This is a genomic window from Methylobacterium phyllostachyos (assembly GCF_900103445.1).
GTDB classification, from domain to species: domain Bacteria; phylum Pseudomonadota; class Alphaproteobacteria; order Rhizobiales; family Beijerinckiaceae; genus Methylobacterium; species Methylobacterium phyllostachyos.
Genome location: NZ_FNHS01000001.1, coordinates 337,113 through 351,168 on the forward strand (window position 1 = coordinate 337,113; position 14,056 = coordinate 351,168).

Annotated in this window: 12 protein-coding genes and 1 other RNA gene; 4 read left to right on the top strand and 9 right to left on the bottom strand. The window is 69.0% G+C overall.

Annotated features, from left to right (window positions below; all coding sequences use genetic code 11):
- The first annotated feature begins 23 nt into the window (after positions 1 to 23).
- Together BLQ49_RS01585 and rcdA are read left to right on the top strand one after the other, a co-directional pair.
- Complete coding sequence (locus BLQ49_RS01585; RefSeq protein ID WP_091712742.1) at positions 24 to 2,156, top strand: TonB-dependent receptor family protein; 2,133 nt, start codon at positions 24 to 26, stop codon at positions 2,154 to 2,156.
- 242 nt (positions 2,157 to 2,398) lie between these two features.
- On the top strand, positions 2,399 to 2,929 hold the full coding sequence (gene rcdA, locus BLQ49_RS01590) for a protease adaptor protein RcdA (RefSeq protein ID WP_091712743.1): 531 nt from the start codon (positions 2,399 to 2,401) through the stop codon (positions 2,927 to 2,929).
- 31 nt (positions 2,930 to 2,960) lie between these two features.
- Here the strand turns inward: rcdA and BLQ49_RS01595 are convergent, their stop codons facing one another.
- Complete coding sequence (locus BLQ49_RS01595; protein WP_091712744.1) at positions 2,961 to 3,743, bottom strand: MetQ/NlpA family ABC transporter substrate-binding protein; 783 nt, start codon at positions 3,741 to 3,743, stop codon at positions 2,961 to 2,963.
- A 368-nt stretch (positions 3,744 to 4,111) separates the two neighbouring features.
- Complete coding sequence (gene rpmE, locus BLQ49_RS01600; protein ID WP_091712745.1) at positions 4,112 to 4,360, bottom strand: 50S ribosomal protein L31; 249 nt, start codon at positions 4,358 to 4,360, stop codon at positions 4,112 to 4,114.
- A 236-nt stretch (positions 4,361 to 4,596) separates the two neighbouring features.
- Between rpmE and BLQ49_RS01605 the strand changes: the two genes are divergently transcribed.
- Together BLQ49_RS01605 and BLQ49_RS01610 are read left to right on the top strand one after the other, a co-directional pair.
- Entirely contained in the window at positions 4,597 to 6,438 is a 1,842-nt protein-coding gene (locus BLQ49_RS01605) for an ABC transporter transmembrane domain-containing protein (protein WP_091712746.1), read from the top strand.
- A 45-nt stretch (positions 6,439 to 6,483) separates the two neighbouring features.
- On the top strand, positions 6,484 to 7,506 hold the full coding sequence (locus tag BLQ49_RS01610; protein WP_091712747.1) for a D-cysteine desulfhydrase family protein: 1,023 nt from the start codon (positions 6,484 to 6,486) through the stop codon (positions 7,504 to 7,506).
- A 36-nt stretch (positions 7,507 to 7,542) separates the two neighbouring features.
- Here the strand turns inward: BLQ49_RS01610 and BLQ49_RS01615 are convergent, their stop codons facing one another.
- The 7 genes from BLQ49_RS01615 to BLQ49_RS01640 form a co-directional block, all read right to left on the bottom strand.
- Positions 7,543 to 8,556 (bottom strand): peptidoglycan -binding protein, encoded by a 1,014-nt coding sequence (locus BLQ49_RS01615; RefSeq protein ID WP_091712748.1) that lies wholly within the window; start codon positions 8,554 to 8,556, stop codon positions 7,543 to 7,545.
- Complete coding sequence (locus BLQ49_RS01620) at positions 8,556 to 9,533, bottom strand: MotA/TolQ/ExbB proton channel family protein (protein WP_091712749.1); 978 nt, start codon at positions 9,531 to 9,533, stop codon at positions 8,556 to 8,558. Before BLQ49_RS01620 ends, BLQ49_RS01615 begins: the two co-directional genes overlap by 1 nt.
- 102 nt (positions 9,534 to 9,635) lie before the next feature.
- Positions 9,636 to 10,454 (bottom strand): TIGR00282 family metallophosphoesterase, encoded by an 819-nt coding sequence (locus BLQ49_RS01625; RefSeq protein WP_091712750.1) that lies wholly within the window; start codon positions 10,452 to 10,454, stop codon positions 9,636 to 9,638.
- A gap of 3 nt (positions 10,455 to 10,457) precedes the next feature.
- Entirely contained in the window at positions 10,458 to 11,063 is a 606-nt protein-coding gene (locus tag BLQ49_RS01630; RefSeq protein ID WP_091712751.1) for a 5-formyltetrahydrofolate cyclo-ligase, read from the bottom strand.
- Positions 11,053 to 11,209, bottom strand: a non-coding RNA gene (gene ssrS / locus BLQ49_RS01635) — 6S RNA. Before ssrS ends, BLQ49_RS01630 begins: the two co-directional genes overlap by 11 nt.
- A 395-nt stretch (positions 11,210 to 11,604) precedes the next feature.
- Positions 11,605 to 11,889 (bottom strand): hypothetical protein, encoded by a 285-nt coding sequence (locus BLQ49_RS28805; RefSeq protein WP_143012187.1) that lies wholly within the window; start codon positions 11,887 to 11,889, stop codon positions 11,605 to 11,607.
- 430 nt (positions 11,890 to 12,319) lie between these two features.
- Positions 12,320 to 13,849, bottom strand: coding sequence for a glucosamine inositolphosphorylceramide transferase family protein (locus tag BLQ49_RS01640; RefSeq protein WP_091712752.1), 1,530 nt, complete (start codon positions 13,847 to 13,849; stop codon positions 12,320 to 12,322).
- Positions 13,850 to 14,056 lie beyond the last annotated feature (207 nt).

Below are 14,056 nucleotides of genomic sequence, written 5' to 3' on the forward strand. Positions count from 1 at the left end.
TCCTCAGACACGGACACGCCATCATGCCCCGCCTTTCCCGGGCCGGCCGCCGCGCCGCCCTGTCGCTTTTCGCCTGCGCGACGCCATCGGCCGCCCTGGCCCAGGACCCCGCCGTCACCCTCCCGGAACTCAGTGTCGTCGGCGATGCCACGCCCACCGGCCCCCTGCCTGGAGAGGCGCGCGGCTCGCTCTCGGTTCCGAGCGTCGATCGCCAGCGCGCCACACTCTACCAGACCGTCGGATCGGTCGCCTTCGTGGACGCCGCGACGCTTCAGGACCGCTACGCCAACACGATCCGCGACGTGCTCAAGGACGTGCCGGGCGTCTACGTGCAGGAGCGCTACGGCCAGGAACTGCGCCTGTCGGTGCGCGGCTCAGGGATCGCCCGCGGCTACCACCTGCGCGGGCTCGAGATCCTGCAGGACGGCATCCCGTTCAACCTCGCGGACGGGAGCGGCGACTTCTACCAGATCGACCCGCTCGCCCTGCGCGCGGTGGAGGTCTACAAGGGCGGGAACGCCCTCACTTTCGGGGCGACGACGCTCGGCGGCGCGATCAACTTCGTCACGCCGACCGCCTACACGGCCATCGCGCCCAACATCCTGCGCATCGACGGCGGCAGCTTCGGCACGATCCGCGAGCAGGCGCAGATGTCCCGCATCGACGGGCCGCTCGACGTGCTGGTCAACGCGACCTTGACCAATGCCGAAGGCTTCCGCGCCCACGAGGTGCAGGCGACCAAGAATTTCAACGCCACGATCGGCTACCGGATCGCGCCCGATATCGAGACGCGCTTCTATCTCGGCACCTATCTCACCGACCAGAAGCTGCCGGGCAGCCTGACCCTCGGCCAGAGCCTGACCACGCCGACGCTGGCCAATCCCACGGCGATCACCGGCAACCAGTCGCGCAAGGTCGAGACGGAGCGGATCGCCAACCGCACCTCCTTCCTGCTCGATGTCGGCAAGCTCGACGTGGACAGCTGGGCGATCCACAAGAGCCTCTACCACCCGATCTTCCAGGCGATCGATCAGGACGGCTGGACCTACGGGATCAGCCCGCACTGGGCCGGCACCTTCGATCTCGGCGGGTTCCGCGACGACGTGGTGCTGGGCCTGCGCGCCTTCGCGGGCCAGAATTCGGCGCTTCAGTTCGTCAATATCCGCGGCCAGCGGGGCGCGCAGACGCTGAACGCCCTTCAGAGCGCATCGAACTACGAGGCCTATGGCGAGAACCGGTTCTGGTTCCTGCCGGACGTGGCGCTGATGACCGGCGCCAAGGCGTTCTCGTCGAACCGCACCTACAGCGACAAGGGGGGCCTGCCCGGGGATGTGACCCTGCGCTTCGCCGAGCAGACCTATGCTGGCATCAACCCGAAAGTCGGCCTGCTTTGGCAGCCGCTCCCCACGGTGCAGGTCTTCGGCGACATCACCCGGTCCCGGGACGTGCCCGATTTCGGGGACCTCGTGCAGCAGAACCTGTTGAACACCACCTTCGTGCCGCTCCGGGCGCAGCGCGCCTGGACCTACGAGGCGGGTGCCCGCGGCCGGATCGACCGCCTCGCCTTCGACGTGACGTTCTACCGGTCGGATCTCCGCGACGAACTCATCAATTTCTCGACCAATCCCGGCCTCAACATCCCGGCCGCAACCTTCAACACGCCGCGCTCGATCCATCAGGGCGTCGAGGCGGCCGTGACCCTCGACTTCGCCGGCGATCTCATCGGCGCCGGTGACGCCCTGAGCCTGACGCAGATCTGGACTCACAACGACTTCCGGTTCGTGCGCGACCCGGTCTTCGGCAACGACCGCATCGCCGGCATCCCCACGGACGTGCTGCGCACGGTGCTGAGCTACCGCCATCCGAGTGGCTTCCACATCGCCCCGGCGGTGGATTGGGTGCCCGAGGGTGCCTTCGCCGACCACGCCAACACCCTGCGGGTGCCGGGCTACGCGCTGCTCGGGGTCGAGGCCGGGATCGACTTCTCCAACGGAATCGCCCTGTTCGTGGATGCCCGTAATCTCACGGATGCGCGTTACGTGTCGGACATCGCCGTGGTGGCGAACGCCCGGGCGGCGGGCGGCGCGGCGGCTCTGGCGGCGTTCTATCCGGGGACGGGCCGCAGCATCTTCGCAGGCGTGCGCGCAGCGTTCTGAGCGCTGTCGCCCCAGTCACCTCAGGGGTGCGCCCGATCGCCCTGTGATCGGGCCCCGCTCCAAGCACTGGCATCCGCGCGCGAAGGACTTATCTCCAGATTCGGCGATCCATTAAGGTTAAGAATGGGTGAAGCGTGATGCCCCCTTCGATCGGCGCTAGGATTGCAGCGTCGTCGGACAGCAGGGGCGATATGTCCCAAATCCGGACGGACTGGACCGTCGGACGGCGCGGGAGAGGCAGGATGAACGGCTTCGAGGTCACGTTCCGGGACGATCAGGACTGGGTCGATTTCGGCAAGTCTTACGTCAACTCGGAAGCGTTCAAGGCCCTGTTCCGCGAGGGAATGTTGCTCGTGGAGGAGACCGCCGCCTATCTCGACGGCGAGGGACGCGACGAATCGCGCCTGATCTCGCGCGACGCGACGCTGAGCTACGCGGCTGAGAGCATGCGGCTCACCACGCTGCTGATGCAGGTTGCCTCCTGGCTGCTGGTGCAGCGCGCGGTCGCCGAGGGGGAGATGACTCCGGCCGAGGCTCTGCTCGAGAAGCACCGGGTCAAGCTCGGCGCCAGCGAGCCGCCGAAGCCCAAGGACTTCAACCAGCTGCCGATGCGGCTCCAGCAGCTGATCATGCGGGCTCGGCGGCTGCACAGCCGTATCCTGCACCTCGATGCCCTGATCACCGAGGATCGGCCGACGCCCGCTCCGGTGGAGAGCCCGGTGGCGGCCCAGCACGGCCTGCTGCGCATGGCATTCCGGCTGAGCGAGGGCTAGCCGCAACGCCTCAGCCCAGGGGCTCCAGCGCTCAGAAGGCCGGATACTGGCCGGGGAATTGATCCTTCAGGAGTTGGCGGATCGCATCGTTCTGGAAGGCGCGCACCAGCTTCGGCACCCAGGGCGCGTTCCTGTCGGCCGCGCGGACCACGATGAGGTTGCTGTAGGGATTGTCGACCGCGGATTCGAGCGCGATCGTATCCCGGCCGGGGGTCAGGCCGGCGGCGACGGCATAGTTGGTGTTGATCACCGCAGCGTCGAGGTCCTCGAGGCTGCGCGGAAGCTGGGCGGCGTCGAGTTCGTGGAGCTTCAGCCGCTTCGGGTTCTCGACCACGTCGAGGACGGTGGGCAGCAGGCCGACGCCCTCCTTGAGCCGGACCAGCCCCTGGGCCTGCAGCAGCAGGAGCGCGCGCCCGCCATTGGACGGGTCGTTCGGGATGCCGATCGCTGCGCCGTCCTTCAGCTCGCCCACGGCCTTCACCCGCTTGGAATACAGGCCGATCGGCGTGACGATCGTCTCGCCCACCGGAACGATGCGGTAACCCCGCATTTTGATCTGGTTGTCGAGGAAAGGCTTATGCTGGAAGGCGTTGGCGCTGAGGTCGCCGGCCGCCAGGGCCTCGTTCGGCAGCAGGTAGTCGGAGAAGACCACGAGTTCGATATCGAGGTCATCGCGAGCCGCAATCTCCTTTGCCTTGGCCCAATGGACCTCGGAATCGCCGCCCATGATGCCGAGCTTGATCTTGTCCCTGGCGAAGGCAGGGCCGGACACCGTCATCAGGACGGCGAGGGCGAACAGAAGCCATCGGGTCATCGGATCGGAACCGCTCTCTCATCGTGCCGGGACTCGCGCCGAGCCGCAGCATCGCGCCACGCTGTCCGCCCGGAACGTCCGGTCGGATCCGCGATGTTTTCAAGATGTCCGGCGCCGCGATCAAGACGTGATCGGGTTCAGCTCCCCGCCTCGGCACGCCGATCGACGCAAAGTCGGCCCGTCCGAGAATAATCGTCTCCCCTTCGACGGGACGACAACTGGGCCGTCATACGATCGGTCGAGTTTTTGTCATACAGTTCTGTGGAAAATCCGGCTGCCGGACACCCAAAAGGAAACGGGCGGCCTCGCTGGGAGGCCGCCCGTTCCAAACCTGTCCGTGCGCGTGCAGCTGCGCGTGGCGCCGCCGCTCAGCGCTTGCCGAGATTGCCGAAGCGCGAGTTGAAGCGCGACACGCGGCCAGCCCGGTCGAGCATCTTCTGCTCGCCGCCGGTCCAGGCCGGGTGGGTCAGCGGATCGATATCGAGATTGAGGGTGTCGCCCTCCTTCCCGTAGGTCGAGCGGGTCTGATACTCAGTCCCATCGGTCATCACGACCTTGATGAAGTGGTAATCGGGGTGCTCGGTCCCCTTGGCCTTTGCGGCCGCGTCCTTCGCCATGACCTGTGGTCCCTGTCTGGCACGCCGGCGGGAAGCGCAGGAGGCGCTGCCCGGCCCGGAATGCGGAAGATGTCACCGGTTGCACCGAACCGTGGGTTCGTGGCAACGGCACGTCCAAGCCGACCGTGGTGGCGGCCCGCGGCCATTGAACACACGCAATCGGATGAGCGGCGGCGTATACCGCAGGCGCTCCCCGGTCACAAGCGCCGCGGACCGGGAGGAAAGAATGAGGCGTGATGGCCCGTAGACCCAAGGCGGCCGAAGGCCGACCCAAAGCTCCGCTGAGCGCGCTCCGCCCGCTGCTCCCGTTTGCCCTGCGCTACCGCGGCCGGATCGTGGCGGGCCTCATCGCCCTCGCCTGCGCGTCAGCCTCGACCCTGGTGGTGCCCATCGCCATGCGCCGGGTGATCGACCACGGCTTCACGGCCGACGGCTCAGGCGTGATCGACGCCTACTTCCTGGCCCTGCTCGGGGTCGTGGCGGCCTTCGCGCTGTCGAGCGCGGCCCGGGTCTACACGGTGGTGACGCTCGGCGAGCGTGTGGTGGCGGATCTGCGCAGCGCCGTCTTCGCCCGGCTCACGATCCTCGATCCCGCCTTCTTCGACCGCGCGCAATCGGGCGAGATCGTCTCCCGGCTCACCGCCGACGCGACGCAGATCAAGTCCGCCTTCGGGGTCTCGGTTTCGATCCTGCTGCGCAACCTGTTCCTGTTCGTGGGCGCCATCGCCATGATGGTGATCACGAGTCCGCGGCTCTCCGTGATGGTGCTGGTCGCCATCCCGGTCATCGTCTTCCCGCTGATCCTGTCCGGCCGCGGCGTGCGCCGCCGGTCCCGGGCCGCCCAGGACCGTCTGGCGGAAGCCTCGGCCTACGCCGCCGAGGCGGTCGGGGCCGTGCGGACCATGCAGGCCTTCGGGCGCTCGGGCACGGCGGCGGCACGGTTCTCGACCGCCTCCGAGGAGGCCTACGCGGCGGCCCGGGACTCGATCCGGGCGCGGGCGCTGCTCACCGGCGTCGCGATCTTCCTGATCTCGGCCTCCGTGGTCGGCGTGATGTGGTACGGCGCTCAAGGAGTTCTTACCCACGCGATGACCGGTGGCGAGCTCTCGCAATTCGTCCTCTACGCGGTGTTTGGGGCTGGCGCCCTCGGCCAGCTCTCCGAGGTCTACGGCGACCTCGCCATGTCGGCCGGGGCGGCCGAACGGCTCACCGAGATCCTGGCGACGGAGCCGGCGATCCGCGCGCCAAGCCCCGCGCTGCCCCTGCCCGAGCCGGCCCGCGGGGCCGTGACCTTCGAGGCGGTGCGCTTCGCCTACCCGACGCGGCCTGGCCACACCGCCCTCGACGGCTTGAGCTTCGCGGCGGCCCCCGGTGAGCGGATCGCCATCGTGGGCCCGTCCGGCGCCGGCAAGTCGACGGTGTTCCAGCTCCTGCTGCGCTTCTACGACCCGCAGGGCGGCCGGATCGTGGTGGACGGCGCCGACATCGCGCAGGTCGATCCCGAGCGCCTGCGCGCCCGCATCGCCCTGGTACCGCAGGACCCGGTGGTGTTCTCCGGGACGGTCACCGAGAACATCCGCTACGGACGGCCCGAGGCCGGCGAGGCGGAGGTCCGGCACGCCGCCGAACTGGCCAACGCGCATGCCTTCATCGCCGCCCTGCCCCAGGGCTACGACACGCAGGTCGGCGAGCGCGGCGTGACGCTCTCGGGAGGCCAGCGGCAGCGCATCGCCATCGCCCGGGCGATCCTCAAGGACGCGCCGATCCTGCTCCTCGACGAGGCGACCTCGGCGCTCGATGCCGAATCCGAGCGCGCCGTCCAGGCCGCCCTCGGCACCTTGATGCGCGGGCGCACGACCCTGGTCATCGCCCACCGGCTCGCCACGATCCGCGCCGCGGACCGGATCCTGGTGCTGGATGACGGCCGCATCGTCGAGACCGGGACCCACGAGAGCCTGCTCGCGCAGGGTGCGCTCTACGCGCAGCTCGCGAACCTTCAATTCACCGACGCGCTCGACGAGACCGCCCGGGGCAAGGAGCCCCGCCCACGGGGCGAGCGGCTGCCAGCAGCCGAGTGAGCTGCGCCCGGGACAGGAATCGCGGCACGGTGTAGACAGGCCGTCATGCCGACGCTCGACCTCGCCCGCTTCCCGCGCCTGCCGCTGGTGACCCGGCCGACGCCGATCGAACCCCTCGATGGGCTCACCGCCCATCTCGGCGATGCGCTCAACGGCGTCCGGATCTTCGTTAAGCGCGACGACGTGGCCGGGATCGGCCTCGGCGGCAACAAGCTGCGCAAGCTCGAGTATCTGCTGGGCGCCGCCAAGGCCGCGGGGGCCGATACGGCGATCACCGTGGGCGGCATCCAGTCGAACCACGCCCGGCTCACCGCGGCGGCGACCGCCCGGGCCGGACTCGCCTGCGAGCTGTTCCTGACGCGGAGCGTACCGCGCCAGGATCCCGATTATACCGGCAACGGCAACCGCCTGCTCGACGACCTGTTCGGCGCCACGGTCCACGAACTGCCCGGGGACGCCGATTCCCTCGCGGCCGCCGAAGCGCGGGCGGATGCGCTGCGGGCGCAAGGCCGGACGGTCTACACCTTCCCCTCCGGAGGCTCGAGCCCGACCGGTTGCCTCGGCTACGCGAACTGCGCCACCGAGATCCTGGCCCAGACGGAGGCGCTCGGCCTGACCTTCACCCAGATCGTCACCGCCAACGGCAGCGCCGGCACCCATGCCGGGCTGGTCGCCGGGCTCGCCGCGATGGCGTGCGACCCGCGCCTGGCGAAGTCGTTCGCGGTCCTCGCAGAGGAGCCGCGCGCCCGGGCGGAGGTTCTGGACAAGGCCAATGCCACGCTGGCGCTGATAGGCACGGAGCGGCGGGTTGGGCCGGAGGACATCAACCTCGACGGCCGCCATCGCGGCCCTGGCTACGGGATTCCCACCGCCAGCATGCTGGTGGCCGTCCGGCTTATGGCGCGAACCGAGGGCAAGCTCCTCGATCCGGTCTATAGCGGCAAGGCCTTCGCGGGCCTGCTGCACGATGTCCGGGCCGGGCTCTACCCGGCCGGGTCGTCGGTGCTGTTCCTAATGACTGGCGGCACGCCCGGAATCTTCGCCTACAAGGACGTGCTGGCCGGCTGAGCGCGCCGCCGGCCCGCCCCGAATGGACGGCGGCCGCTACCGTTCGGTGAGCTTCATCTCGATCCGGCGATTGCGGGCATAGGCTTCCTCGGTGGTGCCGGCATCGAGGGGCTGGAACTCGCCGAAGGCGCCGGCCAGGAGGTGCTGCGGCGGGATGCCCTTGCCGGCGAGGTACTGCACCACCGCGATAGCGCGGGCGGCCGAGAGCGCCCAGTTCGACGGGAATTGCGACGTGCTGATCGGCCTTGCATCCGTGTGGCCGTCAACCCGCAGCACCCAGGGCAGATCCGAAGGGATCTGCTTGGCGAGGTCCGAGATCGCACCGGCGATCCGGTCGAGTTCCGGACCGGCCTCGGGCTTCAGGGTCGCCGAACCCGCTGGGAACAGCACCTCCGATTGCAGCACGAACCGGTCCCCGACCACGCGGATATCGGGGCGGTTGCCGAGGATCTGGCGCAGGCGGCCGAAGAAGTCGGAGCGGTAGCGCGCGAGTTCCTGGACCTTCTGCGCCAGGGCGACGTTCAGGCGGCTGCCGAGTTCGGCGATGCGGGCCTGCGATTCCCGGTCGCGGCTCTCGGAGGCGGCAAGTGCATCCTCCAGGGCGGCGAGCTGTCGGCGCATGGCGCTGATCTGCTCGTTCAGCTGGTCGATCTGGGACAGAGCCCGCTTGGTGGCGCCGCGCTCGGATTCGAGCTGCTTGTCGAGGGCGCCGGCGGCACCCTGGCTGACGGTCGCGGCCTCGGATTGGGTCCTCGCCTGATCGCGTTCGGCCTCGACGCCGGCCAGCGTCGTGCGCAGGTTGCGGACCTCCTCCTCCTGGGTGCGGCGGTTCGAGCGTTCCAGGGCGAGGAGGTCGGTGAGGTCGGCGATCTGGCGATTGAGCTTGACGAGCGTCTCGTCCCGCCCACTCAGCTCCTGCGACAGGAAGAATTGCCCGACGACGAACACCGTCAGCAGGAACACCACAGCCAACAGGAGCGTCGCCAGGGCATCGACGTAGCCCGGCCAGACGTTGAGGGTGCGGCGGGACCGCGCCGCCGTGGACGCCATCAGACCCGCTCCCGGCCGAGCCGGTCGAGCACCTGCTTCAATTCGCGCTCCCGGCTCGCCTGGGCCTCGACCCAGTCGCGGATCATCTGCTGCTCGGCGCGCATATGCTGCACCAGCCCCTGGATCCCCTCGGCGAGGTTGGTCATGGCCAGCGTCGCGGCGCGGCTGCTGCCACCCTCGGCCACCAGGGCCGTCAGGCGATCGATGGCCTCCTTCAGGTCCTGCGTGCCAGCCGCCGAACCGACCGGCGCGCCCACGGCAGCGGTGGCCGCGGTCGCCCCCGACAGCAGCCAATCCTGCAATTCGTTATGGAAACGCGCATGGGCCTGGCCCGCCTGCAACTCCAGGAAGCCGGTGATCAGCGACGAGGCGAGGCCGAACAGCGAGGCCGAAAAGGCCAGGCCGATTCCCGACAGCGGCACGGCCAGACCCGATTTCAGCTCGTCGAACATCACCCCGGCATCGCCGCCGCCGCGCATGCCCTTGATCACACCGCCCACCGCCGAGAGCGTGTCGATCAGGCCCCAGAAGGTGCCGAGCAGGCCGAGCAGAATCAGGATACCGGCGATGTAGCGCAGGATGTCGCGCCCCTCATCGAGGCGCGCCGCGATGGTGTCGAGATAACCGGCCGTGCCCGCCAGGGTCGTGCCCGCGACCCGGGCTGCGACCATCGGGGCCATTGGCGCCAGGAGAGAGGGCGGGCGCTTGGCCTGTGCGCCGCGCGCTGCGGCGTTGACGTAGGCGACCTCGCGGAACAGGCGGATGACCTGCCCGAAGGCGATCAGCACCGCGATCAGCAGCACCCCGAGGATGAGTCCGTTGAGACCGGGGTTGGCTAGGAAGGCCGGCGTGATCTGCTTGAACAGGATGAAGGCGAGGAAGCCGACGAGGATCAAAAAGATCGCCATGCGCCCGAGATAGATCCCGGGCTGAGCCAGCGGCTCCCTGTTGTTCTCGCCGGTATCGCGGGCGGCCATCGGTCGCTCTAGCCTGATCTCAAAAGAAGCGGCCGCCGGCGGCGTCCGTCGGGTCCACTGTGGGGGCAGGCCTGCACGCGATCAAGTCGCGCGAAGGACACGCTAATCCCAGAAGTGCGGCGTGCTCTCCTCCAGATTCGGCCCGAGACGGAGCGCCGCGACCCGTATGGCGAGCCCCCGCGCGTCGGTCTCAACGGCAATCCCGCAGAGCGTGCCCTCGCCGGTAGCGACCTCCCAGCGGGAGCCCGGTGTCTTCTGGATCATCCGACGGATCGGCTCATCCTTCTGCATGCCGATGACAGAGTCGTAATCGCCACACATCCCGGCATCCGACATGTAGGCGGTGCCGCTGGGCAGGATCCGGTGATCGGCCGTGGGCGTGTGGGTGTGGGTCCCGACCACGAGGCTCGCCCGGCCGTCGAGGTAGTGGCCGAAGGCCTGCTTCTCGCTGGTCGCCTCGGCGTGCACGTCCACGATGACGGCGTCGGCGGCGGCCCCAAGGGGGCAGGCGGTCAACTCGCGCTCCACGGCGGTGAAGGGGTCGTCCATCGCGTCCAGGAAGACGCGGCCCATGACGTTGATCACGAGGACGCGGGCGCCGCCCTGCGTCTCCACCACCGTCGCGCCCCGGCCCGGCGTCCCCGGCGGATAGTTGGCCGGGCGCACCAGCCGCGGCTGCCGGGCGATGAAGACCAAGGCCTCCCGCTGGTCGAAGCTGTGATTGCCCAGGGTCACCGCGTCGGCGCCGGCCTGGATCAGCTCGTCGCAGATGGTCTCGGAGATGCCGAAGCCGCCGGCGGCGTTCTCACCGTTCACCACCACGCAGTCGAGCCGCCACCGCTCGCGCAACCGGGGCAGGCGCTCGCAGACGACGGCGCGCCCCGAACGCCCGACCACATCGCCGAGGAAGAGTAGCCGCATCGGTCAGGGAGTCCTGTCGAAGCGGATCAGGCCCGCCTCGGTGATGACGCAATGGAGGGGACGGTCATGCGGCTCGGCGGGCACGCGCGCGACTTCCTGCGCGGCGAAGCCGATACCGACCGTGAAGAGCGGGCGCGTGCGAGACAACCGGGTGATCGCGCCGTCATAATAGCCGCGGCCGTAACCGATCCGCTGGCCGGCCCGGTCGAAGGCGGCGAGCGGCACGATCAGCGCGTCGGGATCCACGGTTGGCAGCGCCGGGTCCGGCTCGCTCAGGCCGAAGCGACCGGCGACGAGCGTGTCTCCGGCGCGCCATTCCCGGAACACGAGACCCTCCGGCGTGACATGCGGCAGGGCGACGGCCTGGCCGCGGGCCAGCAGGCCTTCGGCGGCGGGCCGGGGATCGACCTCGCTGCGGATCGGCCAGAAGGCGCCGACCAGCCGAGCCTCGGCGAGTTCAGGCAAAGCGAGGAGCGCGCGGGCAATGGCGGCCGAGGCGGCCTGCCGTTCCTCCGCGCCGAGGGCGTCGCGGGCTGCCAGCGCCCTGCGGCGGAGCTCCGCCTTGCGCGCCACGTCGGCGGGATCGGAAGGGGTCGGGTGCGGAGCCACGTGAGCCGTTGGAGGATCGATCCCGGGAAACCTACAGCGTAGGTGGGCGCCGTGTTGGCCAGGTCCAGGGACGAGGCCAGGGACAGCTCCCGAGGGAGTCGATAAGGCCCCGGGGATAGTGCTCCTGACGAACTCTGCAGCCCCGCCCTCGACATGTAGCGGTTGGGAGGCGCTCCCGCCAGGGTTATGTGGGCAAGAAAGTGGTGCCCGCCGCTGCGGAGGCCGAACTCCTGCGCCCATCCCCAGGCAGCTCGCGGGGTTGGATCGCGTGCGTTTGCCGGCGCACCTTTTCCCGCTCGCTCCGAATCAGCGGGCGGTGATCGGGGCCCCAGTCCGCAAAGCGTTCCAGGTTGCTCCGTGCCGGCGCGTTGCGACGACCGTCTGGATCCCGAGCGGTATTTCGCCGTCGCCGCAAGCGCCCGGCTCACGGTGGCGTGCCTGCACGGTGATGCGAGTGATGGACGCCGATTCACCCTTCGAGCCGGCTCTGTCCCGTCGGGGCCGAACCGGCGATCACGTAGATGGTGCGCGATCCGTCGCGTCACCCGCGCTGGATGGCTTGATAGGCGCGGTTGGCGGCTTGGACGCTGGCGCTGTCCCGCGTCTCACGCGTACTCGCCGGCGAGCTCGTCGTGTGATCCGCGCTGGCCAAGTTCAGCAGCGCATCGCTTTGACGATGGGAAACCGCCTGCGCGGATCGCGGATCGGCGGACTGCGCATGGGGCGTGATTTTGGCGCTCTCCTGCTGCTTAGTCTCGGCCTTCACGGCATGAGCGGACACAGCATGCGCTTGAGTGGTGGATACCGGAGCGGCGGAAACACTCATCGGACAACTCCTGCCTAGCGGCTCGACACCAATGATTCGGCTGCAGTATTACTGCATCACGGATCGAAAACACGATCGAACCACGGACATCACGCGCGGCCCGGTTCAATTTCTTGGCCTGGTCCTGGCACGACAATCACGTGCGACATCCGCAGGTCATAGATTTGGAGCGTGCCACCAAATTGTCAAGCATGCGCGGTTTACACGTCGAAGTATTTCTATCTTTCATCCCATTGATATCGAAATCTGTTCTATGATTACATGGCTGGAAAAAACGACATTCGATTCATCAACACAGACCTGTAAAAAGACCGATCCCGATTGCCCTTCATATTTCGGGTTGGAAGAGCGGTTCCGGCCGGCCGCTTTGGTCATGCAAGCGATCGTCCCAAGCCAGAATGCGGAAGCGGGTGCAACGGCTTGATCGGGTTCATGCCCTGGGCCGGACGCGGCCGGGCATCGTGACGCGCGGGGACCGCCCGGCGCCATCGATGCATTCGATCCCGCCGCCTGCATTCAGAGTGTGCAGGCGGTTGCCGGGCCAGGCCGGTCCGGGCTCGACCCGGCCGATCACGGTCTGGGCGAATCCCTCTTGGTCGAGGCGATCGATCCGGCCCAGCACCAGCGCCCGGCCATAGCCCGTGGCGCAATCCTGGATCGGCCGGATCAGGCGCCCGCCGCGGGCGACGATCCGCCCGGCTGGGCGTGCCAGGGAAGGATCGACCAGCACCGGGTTGGCCGGATGCGGCGTGTAGGGGCCACGGAGATCCGGCGCGAACCAGAGGTGCAGCGCGTCGTGGAAGGAGCCCGCCCCGGCCGGCGCGTCGAGCCCGGCATCGCGCACGGTCGCGAAGATCCACCAAAGACCGCCGTGCTCGACCAGGGTCGCGTCGCTCGCCACCACGCCGGACAGGAGCGTCGCCTCCTTGACCCAGCCGCCGGGAAAACGCGTGGCGCGGTAGAGATCGACCGTCCCGGCGGCGGAAGCCTCCGGCACCATCCAGACGCTGCCCTCGCGCGCGAAGACGAAGGGATAGGAGAGGTGATGCGCCTCCTCCAGCACCGGCACCGGTGTCCCGTCCGGCCCGTCCGGCCCGAAGCGGACCGCCGAGATGATCGCCTTGCCGGTGGCGTGCGGAAAATCCTCGACGAAGAGATGCGTGGTTCCCGCAACGGAGATCGGGAACGGGTCGGCGTAGAAGCGGCGGCCATCGTCCGGCAGGACGGTCCAGCCCGTATCGGGATGGCGCCCGAGGTCGATCAGGTCCGGCCCCGCGAGGGGGCGCCAGCCGCAGCGCCAATGCGGGGCGTTGTAGCACAGGCGGTACAGCCCGTGGACGAGGGCCCCGGCGAGCATCCGCCCGGCGCGGGCACCGAGGCGCGGAAGCGTCAGGACGGGCCGGTGATCCGGGGGGACGGCGATACCGGCCCCTGCTCCGGCCCGCCCGGCGATCCGGTCGCGCAGGGCCGCGACGACCAGCGTCGCCGTCCGGGCGAGCGCGTCCTCGAAGCTCGCCAGCACGATCCCGGGCCGGTCGGCGCCGAGACGCCCGGTGGCGCGGGCCAGGCCGTCCTCCAGAAGAGTCAGATGCGGTACACCGCCCGCGAGCAGGCTCGCCAGCAGGGCCTCCTCGCCGGACCTGCCATCGTAGGCGAGGTGCCAGGTGGCGGCAGCAGGCGGGGCATCGCCGCACAGGTCGAGCACGAGATCGGGCGCCGGGCCATCCTGGCGCCAACGATCGAGGTCGGCACCGGGGATCGGCGCCGAGCCGAGACGCCGCAGACCATGGACCAGTGCTTCGAGCCGGAACAACAGATCGGCCGTCTGTGGCCACGTCCCGGCCCCCGGCGCGTCGGCGAGGCTGACCAACCCGATCCCGGGGATATCGGCGATCCGCCGCAACAAATCCGCATGCCAGCGGCGCGGGCTGCTACCATCGATACGAACGCGCACATGCATGACTCAGCGTGGCCCCGCCCGACACCGTGATCTACGGTCCGACGCAGCGCCTCCTGATCCAATCCCTAACCGTAACGGGAACGAAAACACGGTAAATCAGATCCGAAGTTGAGCCTGGCATTTACCAGGTCACCAGTAATGGATACGTCTTGATGGGACAATGTCAGTGTCTGCAGTTTACCGATCACGGGCGTGCCTCTTGATGCG

Coding starts and splice junctions, on each gene's coding strand:
- BLQ49_RS01585 (WP_091712742.1), top strand. CDS start 24: ATGCCCCGCCTTTCCCGGGCCGGCCGCCGCGCCGCCCTGTCGCTTTTC.
- BLQ49_RS01640 (WP_091712752.1), bottom strand. CDS start 13,849: ATGCATGTGCGCGTTCGTATCGATGGTAGCAGCCCGCGCCGCTGGCAT.
- rcdA (WP_091712743.1), top strand. CDS start 2,399: ATGAACGGCTTCGAGGTCACGTTCCGGGACGATCAGGACTGGGTCGAT.
- BLQ49_RS01615 (WP_091712748.1), bottom strand. CDS start 8,556: ATGGCGTCCACGGCGGCGCGGTCCCGCCGCACCCTCAACGTCTGGCCG.
- BLQ49_RS01595 (WP_091712744.1), bottom strand. CDS start 3,743: ATGACCCGATGGCTTCTGTTCGCCCTCGCCGTCCTGATGACGGTGTCC.
- BLQ49_RS01625 (WP_091712750.1), bottom strand. CDS start 10,454: ATGCGGCTACTCTTCCTCGGCGATGTGGTCGGGCGTTCGGGGCGCGCC.
- BLQ49_RS01620 (WP_091712749.1), bottom strand. CDS start 9,533: ATGGCCGCCCGCGATACCGGCGAGAACAACAGGGAGCCGCTGGCTCAG.
- BLQ49_RS01605 (WP_091712746.1), top strand. CDS start 4,597: ATGGCCCGTAGACCCAAGGCGGCCGAAGGCCGACCCAAAGCTCCGCTG.
- BLQ49_RS01610 (WP_091712747.1), top strand. CDS start 6,484: ATGCCGACGCTCGACCTCGCCCGCTTCCCGCGCCTGCCGCTGGTGACC.
- rpmE (WP_091712745.1), bottom strand. CDS start 4,360: ATGGCGAAGGACGCGGCCGCAAAGGCCAAGGGGACCGAGCACCCCGAT.
- BLQ49_RS28805 (WP_143012187.1), bottom strand. CDS start 11,889: ATGAGTGTTTCCGCCGCTCCGGTATCCACCACTCAAGCGCATGCTGTG.